This window comes from Methyloprofundus sp. (assembly GCF_965251085.1).
Classification (GTDB): domain Bacteria; phylum Pseudomonadota; class Gammaproteobacteria; order Methylococcales; family Methylomonadaceae; genus Methyloprofundus.
The window spans coordinates 484,257-499,390 of the sequence record NZ_OZ252594.1; the positions used below are offsets into that span (position 1 = coordinate 484,257).

Genomic DNA, 15,134 nt, shown 5'->3' on the forward strand with positions numbered 1-15,134 from the left:
CAAGATAATGCGGCACCCATGGGGATGGGGGCTCAGAATATCGATGCTCGTCTGGCTGCCAGTATTGGGCAATTAGAGGAACCGGCTGCCCCTGATTTTCAAGCCCTGCAAGATGTTCCCAAAGGCGGTGTTTTGTTTGCACTGCCCGCTTTATTAGTCACTGGGCTATTAAAATACAGTGAAAACTTTTTTAAACTCAGCAAAGGCTATTATGGATTAGACAGTCTGCTAATCATACTGGCCTTTATCGCACTTGTCCGGGTAAAGTCCATTGAGTCCTTGCGCTATAGTGCGCCAGGAGAATGGGGTAAACTGATTGGACTGGACCGTATTCCAGAAGTCCGCACCCTGCGGAGTAAAATCAAACAACTCACACAAGATGAAGGTCCTCTGCAATGGAGTGAAGCACTGTGCAAAGAATGGATGCAGAGTGCTCCTGAACAAGCCAGTATCCTTTATATTGATGGTCATGTCCGGGTTTATAATGGACATCAAACCAAACTTCCACGTCATCACGTAGCCCGACAAAAACTCTGTTTGCGGGCAACCACGGATTACTGGGTTAATGCAATGGATGGTCAACCCTTTATGGTCATTAACAAAGCAGTCGATCCGGGCATGATCAAGGTCATTGAAAATGACATCCTTCCGCAACTCGAAAAAAGGCTTCCCACTTTTGTTAATGCCCAAGAGCTGGAGTCCGATCCGCTATTGCATCGATTTACACTGGTGTGTGACAGAGAGTCTTACAGCCCGCCTTTTTTTAAACGCATGAAAGCACAGCGTGTTGCCTGTTTAACCTATCATAAATACCCGGGAGAAAACTGGCCGGAAGAAGAATTTTTACCCTATCAGGTCACTTTATCTTCTGGAGAGCAAGCACAACTCAAGCTCGCAGAACGAGGCCACTGCTTAAGTAATGGTCTCTGGGTACGGGAAATACGCAAACTCTCTCAAAAGGGACACCAGACCAGCATTATTGGAACCGACTATCGCTCAGAAATGATCCCGCTAGCTGTTGCCATGTTTGCCCGATGGTCTCAGGAGAATTTCTTCAAGTATTGCCGTGAACACTTTGGATTAGATAAGCTTGTTGACTATTGTATTGAACCAGTTTCCGATACCGTCAAGGTGGTTAATCCAGAATATCGTCGACTGGATAGCCAAATAAGATCCAGCCAGGGAAAACTAAATCGTCTGCTTGCCAGGTTTGCGACATTAACGCTGGATACGCCTATTGAGCCAGACAAAGTCGAGCCCTTCTTGCAAAAAAAGACCGCCTGCCAGGAAGACATTGAAGCCTTTCAGGTGAAAATCAAGACACTCAAAGAAAAGCGAAAACAAGCGCCACATTACCTTAAAGTGAAAGATTTACCCGAAGAGGAGCAATTTCAGCAACTCAGCACCAAAAGTAAACATTTCATCGATACCATCAAAATGATTGCTTATCGTGCTGAAACGGCAATGGCCAATTTGTTACGCGAAACGCTCTCACGCCCTGATGAAGTACGCAGTCTGTTACGGGCAATTTATAGTAGCGAGGCAGACCTGATTCCAGATCATGATCAAGGTACATTAACGGTACGACTACACCATTTGGCCAATCGGAGTTATGACGTGGCGATACATAAATTATGTGATGAACTTAATAGCACAGAAACCAGATTTCCGCGAACTAATTTAAGGATGATCTTTAAACTGGGTTCAAAGTAAATTCCCCGAGATCAGGTGCTCTGAGGTTGGGGTCAGGTGTTCTGAAGATATTGAATTAATATAATACTTTCAAAAAATCTTTGCTTCACCCATAGGTTAAGCGGGCATTTTTTTGAAGTGCAGTGGAATCAAGAGCTTGTGCTAGAAACCGTGAGCAACTGATTTTTCGTAACTGTTCACAGACCCTCATAAAAATATCGTCATTCCCGAAGTGTTTAATCGGGAATCTGTTTGTTGATATAGATTCCTGCTAACAGCATGCAGGAATGACGAGGTATTTTGATATTTTCTAGGGGGGATCTGAACGGTCACGATTTTTCTAGGTTAAAGTACTAATATTGTAAGTAAGTTGCTGTGGCGGGTTGTACTTAAAGCAATAATTACGTAGCCAGCTATGGGAGCGGCCGACAAGGCTGCAAATCTTGGAGGGTGAAAGTCCTTTCACCGTCAGTTGCCCGATAACGGACGGTTAGTATATCCCCTGTTCAGCGAGGTAACAGACTGAAATATGCGGGGAAGTAAAAGCCCTGACTGCCTGGAGTTGAGAAATTCTGCGGTAGGAGCAATTTGGGGGGCGAGCAAATCTGCGGGCTGGAACATTAGAGAATGACTGCAGCCTCGAAAACTACGCCACACAGAAGTTGCAGTGTGGGTTATTGCCAAGCGCCGACCAGTTCATAGCGCTGGGAAGGCCGTTGTCTTGTGGGAAGAAACGGGTAAATGCACCATGAGAGCAGCCGGGGTAGGGGTCCTTGCACGCAGAGAAAGGTTTGTAGAGATAACGTCGGGAAGATCCTACTTCCAGCAGGGGTTGACAGCAACCTGCAAAGACCTTATGTTCAAGGTTAATTCCGTAGGCATAAGGAGGATTTAGGATTGTCGCATGAGTTCGTATGAGCGATGAAGGCAGGGTAACTCCTGCTGACGGGGTGCTGGATGCCTCGGTGTGAAAGGTAACGCCTTGAACATGCAAAGGGACTCTGGGCGCTTGATAGCCTCTTGAGTACTCGGACAATGTAAGGTCGAGGAACATATTAGAGGTAACCTTGGAAGTAAATTAAGGAGCAGAGGGGTGTATGTGAGTCAACACTTAAGCTTCATGCTCTTTGGGAAGGCGACTGAAGGTATTAATCAAGGTCAGAACCGGATTCGGGAAAACCGACCGTCCGGGATCGTAGGGGGGCTTGCGGAAACGTGATGTATGGTCAATGGCTATTTGCTACTAATCTGGAAACAGAGGATACCATGGATAAACTATTGGCCTAAGCCTGCGCGCGCCGTATTTCTACCCCGACCGCCTACTGCTACAGCACTAATGACAAACAAAAATCCTGCCTAAATATTGGGCGCTTATTTATTTCCAAGTGCCTAATCATCTTTTCGTGCTAATTTGCTCATAAAGTGTTTGAAATTTTTGAGCAACCAGCGACCAGGCATAATTTTCAGCAGATTGGTTGCCTTTGCTAGCAAGATCCCCTCTAAGTTTTTTGTTCGTTATAAGCTCTGCTATGGCTGATTTTAGTTTAGCTGGATTCTGGGGGGGAACCAATATGCCAGTTTGATTGTGTTCAATAACTTCGCTAATCCCGCCGGTATCAGTACTAATAATAGCTGTTGCACTTGCCATAGCCTCCACTAGAGTAACGCCCTGCCCCTCAGTATCACCTGTTGAGTCAGAGATCGAAGGGGCAATGAAAATATCCGCAGCTGCGTAATAATCGGGTAACTGATCATTGGGTAGCTTGCCCAAAAAAGTAATTTTATTGTCTATATTCAATGATCTGGATAAGTTTTCTAGTGGCTTTCTTTCTGTTCCGTTACCGATAATCCATAACTGTGTTTGATTACGTTGTTCATTCGTTAGCATGGAGTAAGCTGTTAGCAGGTCATTCACTCCTTTTTTCTCTACTAAACGACCAATAAATAATAAAATCAGAGTGTTTTTTGCTAGTTCAGAACGAAGAACCTGCGGGGTTCCTGAGTTAAATTTATGCCAGTCAATTCCCATAGGAATAATATTGGGCTGAGAAATATCTCCGAAAAAGGCATTCGCAGTCGCTCTGGTATTACTGGTCCATGCAGCGCAATTATTTAAACTCCAATGTTTGATTTTTGCTAATAACGACCCTTGCAAAGAAAATGCATCGCCACCATGGGTAGTAATTATTACCGGTGTATGGGTTAATTTACCAACTAGGCTGGCAACCGTACCTTGCGGGAAAACCCAGTGAGCGTGAATTAGGCAAGGCTTTAATTTTCTTACCAATATATAACAGGAATAAAACTGACTAATTAAGAAAAAAGGGACTTCAATAAACAGCAGGGGATTGGCTTTTAAGTTAGGTAATATTCCAGACCCGTAGGCTAGTTTTTGTAAGCGGCGCGGAATAAAGTAATTAAAATGATGTAAATAAACGTTTGACCATTGATTTGATTTATCTACTTCCTCGTCGTCCGGCGCTAGAATGTGGATGTCAGAACTTGTATTAATATTAATTTTTTCAGCTAGATAGTGTAAGAAAATCGAAGCACTATCTTGTTTAAATCGTGGGTAACTAGAGGTGAGCCAAACAATGGGTTGGTTTTTTTGCATAGATGCGTGAAAAGATTGCAGGGTGTTTATCTAAATAATCAGCTACGCGCGTAGTAGCTTAGGGTGAATTTTGATCCATCATTTCCAAATGGTTTAAACGATAAGAAGCGAGAATTCAATAATACCCGAGTCTGACTTGTTCCTGCCTACGCAGGAATGACGTTTCTTTTGACTCCACAGTAGCAATAGAAAAACAGTTGCGTAGCCTGCTATGCGCCTGTTTTTCTAGCACGCCTGTGATGCCAAAATCCTGCGTCATACTTTCGGATATTATTAAATCCTCGCTCCTAAACTAATTTAAGAGGCTTATAGTTTTATATTTTTCTTGTTTTTTGCTATTGTTTTCTCACCGATGCCTTTGACATTTTCGAGGTCATTTATGCTTTTAAACGATCCTTTATCCTTTCGATATTTAACAATCTCTTGTGCTTTTTTTTCTCCGACACCATCTAATGAAGCAGCAATTTCTTTCGCGTTTGCTTTATTGATATTTACCGGCTCCGCGAACACATTAAATGATAAGAGCATTAACAGTATGATTAATTTTCTCATTTTACTATTCCTTTTGACTAATGGAGTTTTTAAGTATAGTGCAGTTATATCATTTTCCAAATAACTTTATTTGTTAATGTCAGGTATATCTCTGGCTTAGTCTATCTCCTTACACAATTCTAAACTAAGGCTATATAATAGAATTATTTGGGTAGTTATACTTCGTGCGGTCACGGATGCGAATTTCTAGTGGCTGAGTTTTGCCGATAGCTACGTTGCTGAAACCGTTATGTAGCTAGCTATGCGGCAGTTTCAGCGTCTTGATATAGACAAAACTCAGCTCACTATACAACCGCATCCGTGACCGCGCGAAGTATATAGTTATGAGTTGGGCAGAAAAGGAATTCCGAGATTTAGGTGATGAACGCATCAAAAACAGAGCGATTAAATTACTTGAAATATTTGCGAAACCACCAAAAGCGAGTATCGCTCAAGCCTGCGAGAGCTAGGCTGAAACACAAGCGATTTATCGATTTTATAGTAATGAGAGTGTGACATTGGAGACGCTATTAACAGCACATACAGAACAAGTTGAACAACGAATTATTAATAGTGAAGAAGCTGTTATTTTATGCTTACAACATACAACAGTGTTAAATTTTAGCGGCCAAGAAACTGAAGATTTGGGTCGGTTGTAGTATGATGCTTAACGTAGGATGTACCTACATCCAGCGCTTTGCAATGCACCGGATCCGAATCCCGTTAGGTGTCAGCGATGCATGGATCTGGTCTCGAGGAAAAACCAAAGTTGAAGACCGAGCAAACCCAATAATAAAATAAAAGTATGAATTATTTTGAGAAATAAATCATGACAAAGAAAAAGAAAAGACTTGTCGTTGTATTAGGAATGCACCGTAGTGGTACCAGCGTTGTTACGCGAGGCTTAAAGGTCCTTAACGTGCAACTAGGGAAAGGGCTTTTACCCCCAGTAAAAGGTGTTAATGAAAAGGGTTACTGGGAGGATAAGGAAATTTATTTGTTTAATACCGAAATGTTGGCTCAGTTTGGTAGAGACTGGTCTAATCTTGCTGAAATTAGCCCCATTGAGGTAAAGATATTGCACCAACAGGGGTTCTTTCTGCGCGCTGTGGAATTACTCAGGAAGAAGACTAATGACACCCCGATTTTTGGATTCAAAGATCCACGTACTACTAAATTATTACCTTTCTGGAAAGATGTTTTTGATCATTTAAAGTTCGATGTTAGTTATGTTATGGTGATACGACACCCGCTCAGTGTTGTTAAGTCTTTAGCTAAGCGAGATGATTTCCCAGAAGAGCAAAGCTACCTTCTCTGGCTAGGGCATGTTATCCCCAGTCTAATAGGAAGTAATGGCAGCAAAAGAGTATTGGTTGATTTCGATACCCTTATGAATTCTCCTGAGCATGAAATAACCCGGATTGCAGAATTTCTGGACCTAAAAGTTAAGCCCGATGCATTACGAATCTACACAAATAAGTTTATTAGCGAAAACTTAAGACATACAATTTATTACCCAAATGATTTATTGATAGCTGACTCAGCCCCCCCTATTGTTCAAGAAATATATACTGCCTTGCTTGATGTTGCTACTGATAAACTAAAACTTGATGATATTGAGTTACAAAATAAACTGACCCTCTGGTCAGATGAATTTGACCGCCTTAAATCTCCACTTGCTCTGCTAGATAAACTTTTTTGTCAAAAAAAGGAGCTTAGGGAGATGGAAAGAAATAATCATCCAGAACAACCAGGAGAAATGGTCAAAAACCATTTCTCCAACGATGGCATTCGGTCAACAAACTGATAATACGTCTTCATTGCTTTTTTACCTACCTTTACTCCTGTTTCATATATTTTTTCTGTTAATTTAACAATAGGTGCTTTGCCATTGTAGGTCATACTTTTGGCAAATTTTAAAGTTGTTTCAACTGTATCCATTATGTCGCCACTAATATGATTTTCATAGGCTCCCCATACTCGTTCAATTGGGTTATATTTACTATGATAAGGAGGGTAGTAGGCCAGTTTTATCTTTATGTTGCTTTTTTCAGCAAACTCCACAAGCCTTTTTATAAACTGAGTTCTGGAGCTACTGTTCTCCATACCATTGTCAGCGTTAATTGTCAGAATATCTACTCCATATTTTTCTTGAATTTCTGGCCAAATTTCTTCCAATCGGTCAACGATGAAATCACTGCTGGCATAGCCTGCTGTAAAGAAAAGGAAAAAATCATCATGTTCAGGCAGATAAAAACCAAAAGGAGTTAACTTTTCCTTAACATCTAAATCATGATCCTCTGCTTTTGTTAAAACCCGATTTCGTCCTCCCCGTGAAAAATTTCCTATATTCATTCTTGCTTTGGCATCAATTGATATACGAATCTCTTTTGGGTTGATATCTGCCATTCCATTGACTGAATGAACTTGTTCAAAAATTGCATCCGTTTCCTTGATTTTCTTATGAGGCTTTGTTTTTTGTACCTTTTTTGGATGGTAACTCAGGTCATTTAATTTTGTATTGATAGTTTTTGAGCAAGGTAATGTTTTTTCATCGTAATAATCAATCTCCAGTAAACGTTTTCTAACTTCTTTAGCCGTTAGCCGGGTATATAATCGACAGGAATTAAAAGAGGGATCCGTTTGACACTCCGGTTCAGCAATTTTTTTTATGTCATCAAGTAGATGAGGAAAATGCTCTTCACTTTTATTACGCCCTCTCGCTGAAAAATTATCTTCTATGGGCTGAGTTTCAAGTTCATATTGTCCTTTTCGGATAGTGCCTCTATTCCATCCTAGTTTTTCTTCAGCAATACTTGCACCACCTGAGCCTAGTAGCTCCACCGTTTCAGCCATGAATATACGACGTACCGAGCCTTTTAAACGATGGGCTGTATTTATAATCCAACCTATAATGCTATCTGTTAATATCAACAAGCTTATCTGCCTAGTGTGAGAATAAATTCAGAATTCATTATTATAAATTATTGAGACACAAGCTTACTTCGTTTGGATGATTATTTCTTTCCATCTCCCTTATTATTATACTTGGAGGTGTATAGGTTTCGAAATACTATCATGGTTATTTATATTTTCCATTTGCAAGGTTAAAGCCTTCGCCCTTCAGGAGGCGAGCAGATTTATGTCAAACGTTATGCTCAGAGCTCCTGAACTCGACATAAATAAATCAAAAGCTTACCGTTTTCACAAGATAATTAGATGATACTAAAGTGCAAGCTCAGCGCCAATCTACATATCAAGCATTGGCATCAATTTATTATCCTAGAGTTCAGGTGGTCTGATACTTAGGGGTCAACATAATTATACCCGAAACTTTGTGTAGTCCGTATGGAGCATGCGTAATACGGGAAAGTGGGTGCGCTGCTGCTCCTGTATTACGCAAGCTTCATACAGGCTACATGCTGATAATTTTAAAACAGAAAGGGTGTGCAGGGCTATTCGTCCTGTATCCCGACTTCCAGTCGCTAAGCTTTCAAGCTCACCCGTCTTTCAGCGGGAGAAATAACTATGCGCTTAAAAACTTAGCTGCAAAGAGCCTGCCTGATTTTTCTAGGTTAATAGATTTACCTGATTACGTACAACTCTCAGCCATAGTAGAATAAAGCTTGAAACATCAGTATGTTAAAAACCTCGTCATTCCCGAAGTCTTGTATCGGGAATCTATGCTTATCTGACTAGATTCCTGCTTAAAGCATGCAGGAATGACGAAGTATAGCTGAGGGTTATGGGTAATCAGGTAGATTTAAGCCTGTTGATCTTGAAAATCATTACTTAGCCAAGCTAGCAAGTATTTTTTAAGTTATAATTGGAAGATTTTTTAGTGTTTAAAGAACCTCGATATAGTGTCTAGTACAAATAACGATTTATCTACTTTTCAAGGGCTTATCCTTGCCTTACAAAATTATTGGTCTGAACAAGGTTGTATTTTACTGCAACCTCTTGATTTAGAAGTTGGTGCTGGGACATTTCACCCCGCGACGTTCTTACGTGCGATAGGCCCCGAGCCCTGGAATGCGGCTTATGTGCAACCATCACGCCGGCCCACCGATGGTCGCTACGGTGAGAACCCTAATCGCTTACAGCATTATTATCAATTTCAGGTCGTGCTGAAGCCATCACCTGATGATATACAAGAACTGTATCTAGGTTCTTTGCGTCATCTAGGCCTGGATTTATTGGAACATGATGTACGCTTTGTAGAAGATAACTGGGAGTCACCAACTCTGGGTGCCTGGGGCTTAGGCTGGGAAGTCTGGCTTAACGGTATGGAAGTTTCACAGTTTACCTACTTTCAACAGGTCGGTGGACTTGAATGTCGTCCGGTAACCGGCGAATTGACTTATGGCCTTGAGCGTATCGCCATGTATATACAAGGCGTAAAAAGCGTGTATGACCTGGTCTGGTCTAAGGGCCCTCAGGGAGTCGTTACTTACGGGGATGTGTTTCATCAAAATGAAGTGGAAATGTCAGAGTATAACTTTGACCATGCCAAGGTTGATTTCCTATTTTCTTGCTTTGATACCTATGAAGCGGAGTCCGCTCTATTAATTGAGCGCGATCTACCATTACCTGCTTACGAAATGGTCTTAAAAGCATCGCATACCTTTAATTTACTCGATGCCCGTCACGCTATTTCTGTTACCGAACGTCAGCGCTATATTTTAAGAGTGAGGAATATGTCTAAGGCGGTCGCAAAGACTTATTATGCTCGCCGCGAGGCACTCGGGTTTCCGCTGGTCAAAGAGACAGGAGCAACAGTATGAGTGAAACACAGCACTTACTGTTTGAATTAGGTTGCGAAGAATTACCGCCTGCTTCATTACGTAAATTAAGTAACGCGTTGCTAGAGAATATCCAGCAAGGGCTTAAGCAAGCTGATTTAAGTTTTGGCGAGTGTAAGGCTTATGCAACACCCCGTCGTCTTGCTGTTTTAATTAAAGATCTAGTGGATGCGCAAGCTGATAAAAGCATTGCAAAGCGAGGCCCTGCCGTACAAGCAGCTTTTAATGCAGAAGGTGAGCCGAGTAAAGCCTGTCAGGGCTTTGCCAAAAGCTGCGGTACTACGGTAGAGCAACTCAGCACTTTAAAAACTGATAAAGGCGAATGGCTGAGTTTTACCCAAGCAGTAAAAGGTCGATCTAGTGTTGCTTTAATTCCTCAGATTATTGCCAAGAGTATAACTCAGCTACCGATTGCCAAGCGTATGCGCTGGGGTGCTTCTAGCACAGAATTTGTTCGTCCGGTGCATTGGGCGGTATTAATGTATGGCAATAAAGTCATTGAAACTGAGATTTTAAGTCTAAGCACTGGCAATACTACTCGGGGTCATCGCTTTCATGCGCCTGAAGCGATCACTATTGATACACCTGAGAGTTATGCAACTCTCCTGCTAGAGCAGGGTAAAGTCATTGCTGACTTTGGCCAGCGCATGCAAATCATTCGTGATGCTGCTAATAAGGCTGCAACTGCTGTTGGCGGTATTGCCCATATTGAAGAGGACTTATTAGAAGAAATTGCTGCATTGAATGAGTTTCCAGTACCCATTACCGGAAATTTCGACACCCGCTACCTGGCATTGCCTGCTGAGGTGCTGATTACGACCATGCAAATTAACCAGAAATATTTTCCGGTTAAAAATAGCGAGGGTGAATTATTAGCTCACTTTATTACTTTTAGTAATATTGAGAGCAAAAATCCTATTTCTATTCAGCAAGGTAATGAACGTGTTGTGATGCCACGCCTGGCCGATGCCGAGTTCTTCTGGAATCAGGATCGCAAGCTACGGCTGGAGGAACGTACTGAGCAATTAAGCACGATTATCTTTCAGAAAAAACTAGGTAGTCTGGCTGATAAATCAAGACGGGTAGAAAAGTTGGCTGAGTTTATTGCCGATAGTCTGCAGCAAGATAGCAGTCTCGTCATACGTGCGGCAAAACTGGCAAAAACTGACCTTGTCACTAATATGGTTGAAGAGTTTGGCAGTTTGCAAGGGCTAATGGGACGTTATTACGCCTTAGCAGATGGCGAAAATCCAGAAGTTGCGCAAGCGATTGAAGAGCAATATTACCCTAAGCAATCAGGTAGTGCGACGGCAGCAAGTGCGACAGGACAAATACTGGCGATTGCTGAAAAAATTGATACCTTAACAGGTATTTTTAGTGCGGGTCTAATCCCTAGCGGTGATAAAGACCCTTATGCATTAAGACGTGCAGCATTAGGCACACTCAGAACGATTATTGAAAATAAGCTGGAAATCAATTTAATTACCTGTATTGATTTTTCTTTACAAGAATTCAAGCATGAGTTTGATTTAGAAAAGACACGTGATTCACTGATTGCTTTTGTTTATGAGCGCTTAAAAGGCTATAGCCTGGAGCGGGGTTATACTGCAGATGAGTTTGCTGCCGTTTTCTCGGTTCTGCCAGCAGAGCCTTATGATTTTCAGCGTAGATTGCAAGCCGTGCAGAACTTTAGAAGCCTGGCAGAAGCCGAAAGTCTTGCCGCAGCAAATAAACGTATTGCCAATATCCTGAAAAAATCAGCAGGTCAGGCGGCGGCAACGATTGGAACGTTAATTGAACCGGCTGAAATTACGCTATTAGCCTCCGCTGAGCAAGCAGAAAAAGAAGTTGCTCCGTTATTGGCCGCAGCAGATTATCAGGCTGCGTTAAATTGCCTGGCGGGTTTACGTGAAGATGTTGATCGCTTTTTTGATGATGTGATGGTGATGTGTGACGACCTGGATCTACGTGCTAATCGTTTGGCCTTGCTAACCAAGCTATCCACCTTATTTTTACAGATAGCTGATATCTCAAAACTGCAAAGCTAATGGCAAAGGCTAATAAATACGTCTTACTGGATCGTGATGGGGTGATCAACCAAGACTCAGGTGACTTTATAAAGTCACCTGACGAATGGCTACCGATAGACAAAAGCCTGGAAGCCATTGCTTTATTAACTCAGCATGGTTATCAAACAGTGGTTATTACTAATCAATCAGGGGTCGGTCGTGGCTTATATAGCGATGCCACATTAACCGAAATGCATCTTAAAATGACTAGGCTAACCGAAGCGGCAGGGGGCAAAATCAGCCATATTTATTATTGCCCGCATTTGCCCGATGCCGGTTGCGAATGCCGCAAACCTTTACCAGGCATGTTACTGCAGTTTAGCAATGATGCTGAAGTAGCACTGGATGATATTTACTTTATCGGTGACTCACTACGCGATATCGAAGCTGGTTTTGCGGCCGGAGCAAAGCCGATACTAGTAAAAACAGGTAATGGCGAAAAGACACTAGCCGCTAACCCGGACCTGAACGTCCCCATTTTCGAGAATTTGTATGACGCAACAGACTATATCCTATCAAAATAACCGTTTGCTTCTTTATTGTCGCTCGGCGCTACTCTTTGCTTCGGTGCTTACATTTACCGTCATTATGGCTTTTGTGGTACTTAGTATAGGATTACTATCTATTACTTTACGCTTCAAACTGTCAAGATTCTGGGCTAGTGGCGTACTTTTTCTTGCAAAAAACATCTGCGGAATAAACTATCATATTACTGGTCTAGAAAATATAGAGCAGACTCAAATCGCTATTGTGCTATGCAAACACCAATCGGCATGGGAAACTATTTTTATAATGACGGTACTGCCCCCTTCATGCATCCTGTTAAAAAGGTCCTTACTGTGGATACCCTTCTGGGGCTGGGCAATGGCCACATTCAAGCCGATTGCCATAGACCGCTCTACGCCTAAAGAGGCACTTAAGCAATTATTACAGCAAGGAGCAAAACGTTTGCAGGAGGGCTACTGGATCGTTATGTACCCAGAAGGCACACGAACCGCCCCTGGAGAGCAGCGAAAATTTAGCCGTAGCGGAAGTCTACTTGCACAACGAACAGGCAATCCGGTTATTCCGGTTGCGCATAATGCTGGCGAACTCTGGCCGCGCAATAGTTTTATAAAATACCCTGGGACTATTCAGGTGAAAATCGGCCCGGCCATCAATGTCGATGGACGAAAAGGCAAAGATATTAATGCCGAAGCGGAAGCCTGGATTAATAATGCCATGCTTGAAATTGAAGCGACTAAGGCAGCTCGCAACAAATAACCCACCCACCTTGCTGGTTTTTTGCCCCCTCTTCTGCGTTGTAGAAATAGTTTCGTAGCTAGCTCTACGCCCCCGTATCAAGTACGGGGCAGGCTTTGAAGACAAACAAAAATCCTGCGCAATATGGGTAGATTATTTATTACGCGTTACCTAAACAATCACTCTTAAATCAAAACATATGAAAAAAATATTTATCCTTAGCCTTTCTACTCTTTTACTAGTTGCCTGTTCAGAACAGCAGGAATATAAAGCAGCAGTACTACAGCAAATAAGCAACGATGTCGACATTAAGTCCTACCACCTGGATCCAGAAACAGTAACGGATTGTATTGTTGATTTATCCTCAAAAAAAATGCCAGGACTGGCCCCTTTCGAGTTTAAGCGTAAAGCCGCCTATAAAGGCTATACAAAGATGATCTCTGTTAAAACTTCTGAAAAGCCAGAAGAAGTTTTAGCCGAATTACGCGAAAGTTTTGGCTCGTCTCAAGCTTTGTCAGACGCACATAGAAACTATTCTAAAAGTTATTTAGAGTGTGTTTCCACAGTGACCAATCTTGAGCTAGATGAAGGTGAAGGTGAAGAAGAAACCGAAGGTGAAGAAGAAACTGAAGAATTAACACAACAATAGCTTGTAGACAGGGTTAGATTTTTGGCTCTTGTAAACCTAGATAAATCAGTTGCTCACGTTTTCTTGCACAAGCTCTTGATTCCACCGCACTTGCAAAAAATGTCCGCTTAACCTACAGGTGAAGCTAAGATTTTTTGCAAGTGTTATATTAGAAATAATAACCACGTCCTGTGGGCGTGGGTTGGTTCGTAGGTGCTGAGGAACGAAGTGCATCATTCGCGATAGATGCACTTCGTTCCTCAGCAGCATCCTACCTATTGCACTCCACCCGTTTTTTTAACACCACCGATGCTAAAAACACCCTTCTAGGGTGTAATAAAACCACGTTCTTATAACGTGGATATTTAATTGGTTTTCTTGATTAGTTTTGTAGGATGGGCACGGATGAAGCCCTTTGCCCATCCTACAGTGTTTATTTTACTGTAATTACTCAGCTTGTCTGAGTAATTACGAAAGTGTTACATTAATTCAATATCTTGCACTAGAAGCCGTGAGCAACTGATTTTTCTAGGGTAACAAAACCTGACAACCATTGTCCGGCTTTAGGCTGCGACACTTTGCCTTGACTATTGCTAAATCCGAAGGGCACGGATACCAAATTCATGCCCTGATTTACTTGTACTGAAAAATGCAAATGCGGTCCGGAACTAAACCCGGTATTTCCTGAATAAGCAATTAGCTGCCCCGCCTCTACCCGCATTCCAGCATATACTTGCGCCCTATCTACCTGTAAATGAGCATACACCGCCATAGATCCATCATCATGTAAAATTCTTACGCTATTAGCGCGTGCTTTATAAGCCTGTTTGTCTATTCCGCCTTTAAAAAAATCATTTTCCAGGCTCATGACCACACCCGCTCTAGCTGCATGCACCTCTGAACCCTCTGGCATAGACAAATCAACTGCGTATTTATTTTGCTTATCGGTATGCGAAAACTTGCCGTTAAAAGACTGGCTGATTTGAAACTTTCTATAACTGGCAAACGGGGGATAATAGATAGCCTGAGAATTATGCCGTGCTGTAGGTTCCCCTAGAGAATATCGATAACTTAGAGCATATCGCCAACCCTGAAACTGATCTATTGCCCCTAGTGAAAACAAAGGCTTTGAAACCCCAGGCGGGACCACAAATTTTCTAGGCAGGGAGGGAGCTGCTTGTACATTTTTATGTTCAGAAAAAACCACTTCGACCTGGATTGGGCCAAAATAATCATTTCTAATAGTAAATTCTGGTTGTTGTTTTTCGCCAATTTTATTTAATCGTACGCGCTGTTTTGAGGCGACCTTGAGTTGCCGAACTTCAACCTTAAACTCCTTGCTTTGCTTAGCTGGGGGTGCTTTATCCGTATAATGCCAGCCGCCTTTTTCATCCTGATACTTATATAGTTTTTTTGCTTCACTCGGCATACTCAAAAAACATAAAGATAAAAACCCTATGCACTTGAGTAAAGCAGGCAGCATTGTTACTGAGTTTGCCGTGCTATAAGAATTATATTGAGTCTGCATATATCTAATCCAGATAATCCTAGGCCGC

Annotated in this window: 13 protein-coding genes; 9 read left to right on the forward strand and 4 right to left on the reverse strand. The window is 42.0% G+C overall.

Features of this window, described 5'->3' with window-relative positions; all coding sequences use genetic code 11:
- The first annotated feature begins 18 nt into the window (after positions 1–18).
- Complete coding sequence (locus ACQY3F_RS02370; protein WP_428353306.1) at positions 19–1,713, forward strand: putative transposase; 1,695 nt, start codon at positions 19–21, stop codon at positions 1,711–1,713.
- A 1,372-nt stretch (positions 1,714–3,085) separates the two neighbouring features.
- Here the strand turns inward: ACQY3F_RS02370 and ACQY3F_RS02375 are convergent.
- Positions 3,086–4,306 carry a glycosyltransferase gene (locus ACQY3F_RS02375; protein ID WP_428353307.1) on the reverse strand — a complete coding sequence of 407 codons (1,221 nt, stop codon included), beginning with the start codon at positions 4,304–4,306 and terminating at the stop codon, positions 3,086–3,088.
- A gap of 306 nt (positions 4,307–4,612) precedes the next feature.
- Positions 4,613–4,858 carry a ComEA family DNA-binding protein gene (locus tag ACQY3F_RS02380; RefSeq protein WP_428353308.1) on the reverse strand — a complete coding sequence of 82 codons (246 nt, stop codon included), beginning with the start codon at positions 4,856–4,858 and terminating at the stop codon, positions 4,613–4,615.
- 323 nt (positions 4,859–5,181) lie between these two features.
- Between ACQY3F_RS02380 and ACQY3F_RS02385 the strand changes: the two genes are divergently transcribed.
- The 3 genes from ACQY3F_RS02385 (at position 5,182) to ACQY3F_RS02395 (ending at position 6,644) form a co-directional block, all read left to right on the forward strand.
- Positions 5,182–5,307, forward strand: a complete 126-nt coding sequence (locus ACQY3F_RS02385) for a transposase DNA-binding-containing protein (RefSeq protein WP_428353309.1) — start codon at positions 5,182–5,184, stop codon at positions 5,305–5,307.
- A 190-nt stretch (positions 5,308–5,497) separates the two neighbouring features.
- Positions 5,498–5,638, forward strand: coding sequence for a hypothetical protein (locus ACQY3F_RS02390; protein ID WP_428353310.1), 141 nt, complete (start codon positions 5,498–5,500; stop codon positions 5,636–5,638).
- A 28-nt stretch (positions 5,639–5,666) separates the two neighbouring features.
- Positions 5,667–6,644: a sulfotransferase family protein gene (locus tag ACQY3F_RS02395; protein ID WP_428353311.1), complete on the forward strand. Its 978-nt coding sequence runs from the start codon at positions 5,667–5,669 to the stop codon at positions 6,642–6,644.
- Here the strand turns inward: ACQY3F_RS02395 and ACQY3F_RS02400 are convergent.
- Positions 6,575–7,771 (reverse strand): ISAzo13 family transposase, encoded by a 1,197-nt coding sequence (locus ACQY3F_RS02400; protein WP_428352931.1) that lies wholly within the window; start codon positions 7,769–7,771, stop codon positions 6,575–6,577. The two genes, ACQY3F_RS02395 and ACQY3F_RS02400, sit on opposite strands and share 70 nt — an antisense overlap.
- A 929-nt stretch (positions 7,772–8,700) precedes the next feature.
- Between ACQY3F_RS02400 and glyQ the strand changes: the two genes are divergently transcribed.
- The 5 genes from glyQ (at position 8,701) to ACQY3F_RS02425 (ending at position 13,599) form a co-directional block, all read left to right on the forward strand.
- Positions 8,701–9,621, forward strand: coding sequence for a glycine--tRNA ligase subunit alpha (gene glyQ / locus ACQY3F_RS02405; RefSeq protein WP_428353312.1), 921 nt, complete (start codon positions 8,701–8,703; stop codon positions 9,619–9,621).
- On the forward strand, positions 9,618–11,687 hold the full coding sequence (gene glyS / locus ACQY3F_RS02410) for a glycine--tRNA ligase subunit beta (protein ID WP_428353313.1): 2,070 nt from the start codon (positions 9,618–9,620) through the stop codon (positions 11,685–11,687). Before glyQ ends, glyS begins: the two co-directional genes overlap by 4 nt.
- Entirely contained in the window at positions 11,687–12,232 is a 546-nt protein-coding gene (gene gmhB, locus ACQY3F_RS02415) for a D-glycero-beta-D-manno-heptose 1,7-bisphosphate 7-phosphatase (RefSeq protein ID WP_428353314.1), read from the forward strand. Before glyS ends, gmhB begins: the two co-directional genes overlap by 1 nt.
- 64 nt (positions 12,233–12,296) lie before the next feature.
- Positions 12,297–12,971 carry a lysophospholipid acyltransferase family protein gene (locus ACQY3F_RS02420; protein ID WP_428357584.1) on the forward strand — a complete coding sequence of 225 codons (675 nt, stop codon included), beginning with the start codon at positions 12,297–12,299 and terminating at the stop codon, positions 12,969–12,971.
- A 178-nt stretch (positions 12,972–13,149) separates the two neighbouring features.
- Complete coding sequence (locus tag ACQY3F_RS02425) at positions 13,150–13,599, forward strand: hypothetical protein (protein ID WP_428353315.1); 450 nt, start codon at positions 13,150–13,152, stop codon at positions 13,597–13,599.
- A 481-nt stretch (positions 13,600–14,080) separates the two neighbouring features.
- Here the strand turns inward: ACQY3F_RS02425 and ACQY3F_RS02430 are convergent, their stop codons facing one another.
- On the reverse strand, positions 14,081–15,106 hold the full coding sequence (locus ACQY3F_RS02430; RefSeq protein ID WP_428353316.1) for a peptidoglycan DD-metalloendopeptidase family protein: 1,026 nt from the start codon (positions 15,104–15,106) through the stop codon (positions 14,081–14,083).
- Between the last annotated feature and the right edge of the window lie 28 nt (positions 15,107–15,134).

Coding starts and splice junctions, on each gene's coding strand:
- ACQY3F_RS02370 (WP_428353306.1), top strand. CDS start 19: ATGGGGATGGGGGCTCAGAATATCGATGCTCGTCTGGCTGCCAGTATT.
- ACQY3F_RS02375 (WP_428353307.1), bottom strand. CDS start 4,306: ATGCAAAAAAACCAACCCATTGTTTGGCTCACCTCTAGTTACCCACGA.
- ACQY3F_RS02380 (WP_428353308.1), bottom strand. CDS start 4,858: ATGAGAAAATTAATCATACTGTTAATGCTCTTATCATTTAATGTGTTC.
- ACQY3F_RS02385 (WP_428353309.1), top strand. CDS start 5,182: ATGAGTTGGGCAGAAAAGGAATTCCGAGATTTAGGTGATGAACGCATC.
- ACQY3F_RS02390 (WP_428353310.1), top strand. CDS start 5,498: ATGATGCTTAACGTAGGATGTACCTACATCCAGCGCTTTGCAATGCAC.
- ACQY3F_RS02395 (WP_428353311.1), top strand. CDS start 5,667: ATGACAAAGAAAAAGAAAAGACTTGTCGTTGTATTAGGAATGCACCGT.
- glyS (WP_428353313.1), top strand. CDS start 9,618: ATGAGTGAAACACAGCACTTACTGTTTGAATTAGGTTGCGAAGAATTA.
- gmhB (WP_428353314.1), top strand. CDS start 11,687: ATGGCAAAGGCTAATAAATACGTCTTACTGGATCGTGATGGGGTGATC.
- ACQY3F_RS02420 (WP_428357584.1), top strand. CDS start 12,297: ATGGCTTTTGTGGTACTTAGTATAGGATTACTATCTATTACTTTACGC.
- ACQY3F_RS02425 (WP_428353315.1), top strand. CDS start 13,150: ATGAAAAAAATATTTATCCTTAGCCTTTCTACTCTTTTACTAGTTGCC.
- ACQY3F_RS02430 (WP_428353316.1), bottom strand. CDS start 15,106: ATGCAGACTCAATATAATTCTTATAGCACGGCAAACTCAGTAACAATG.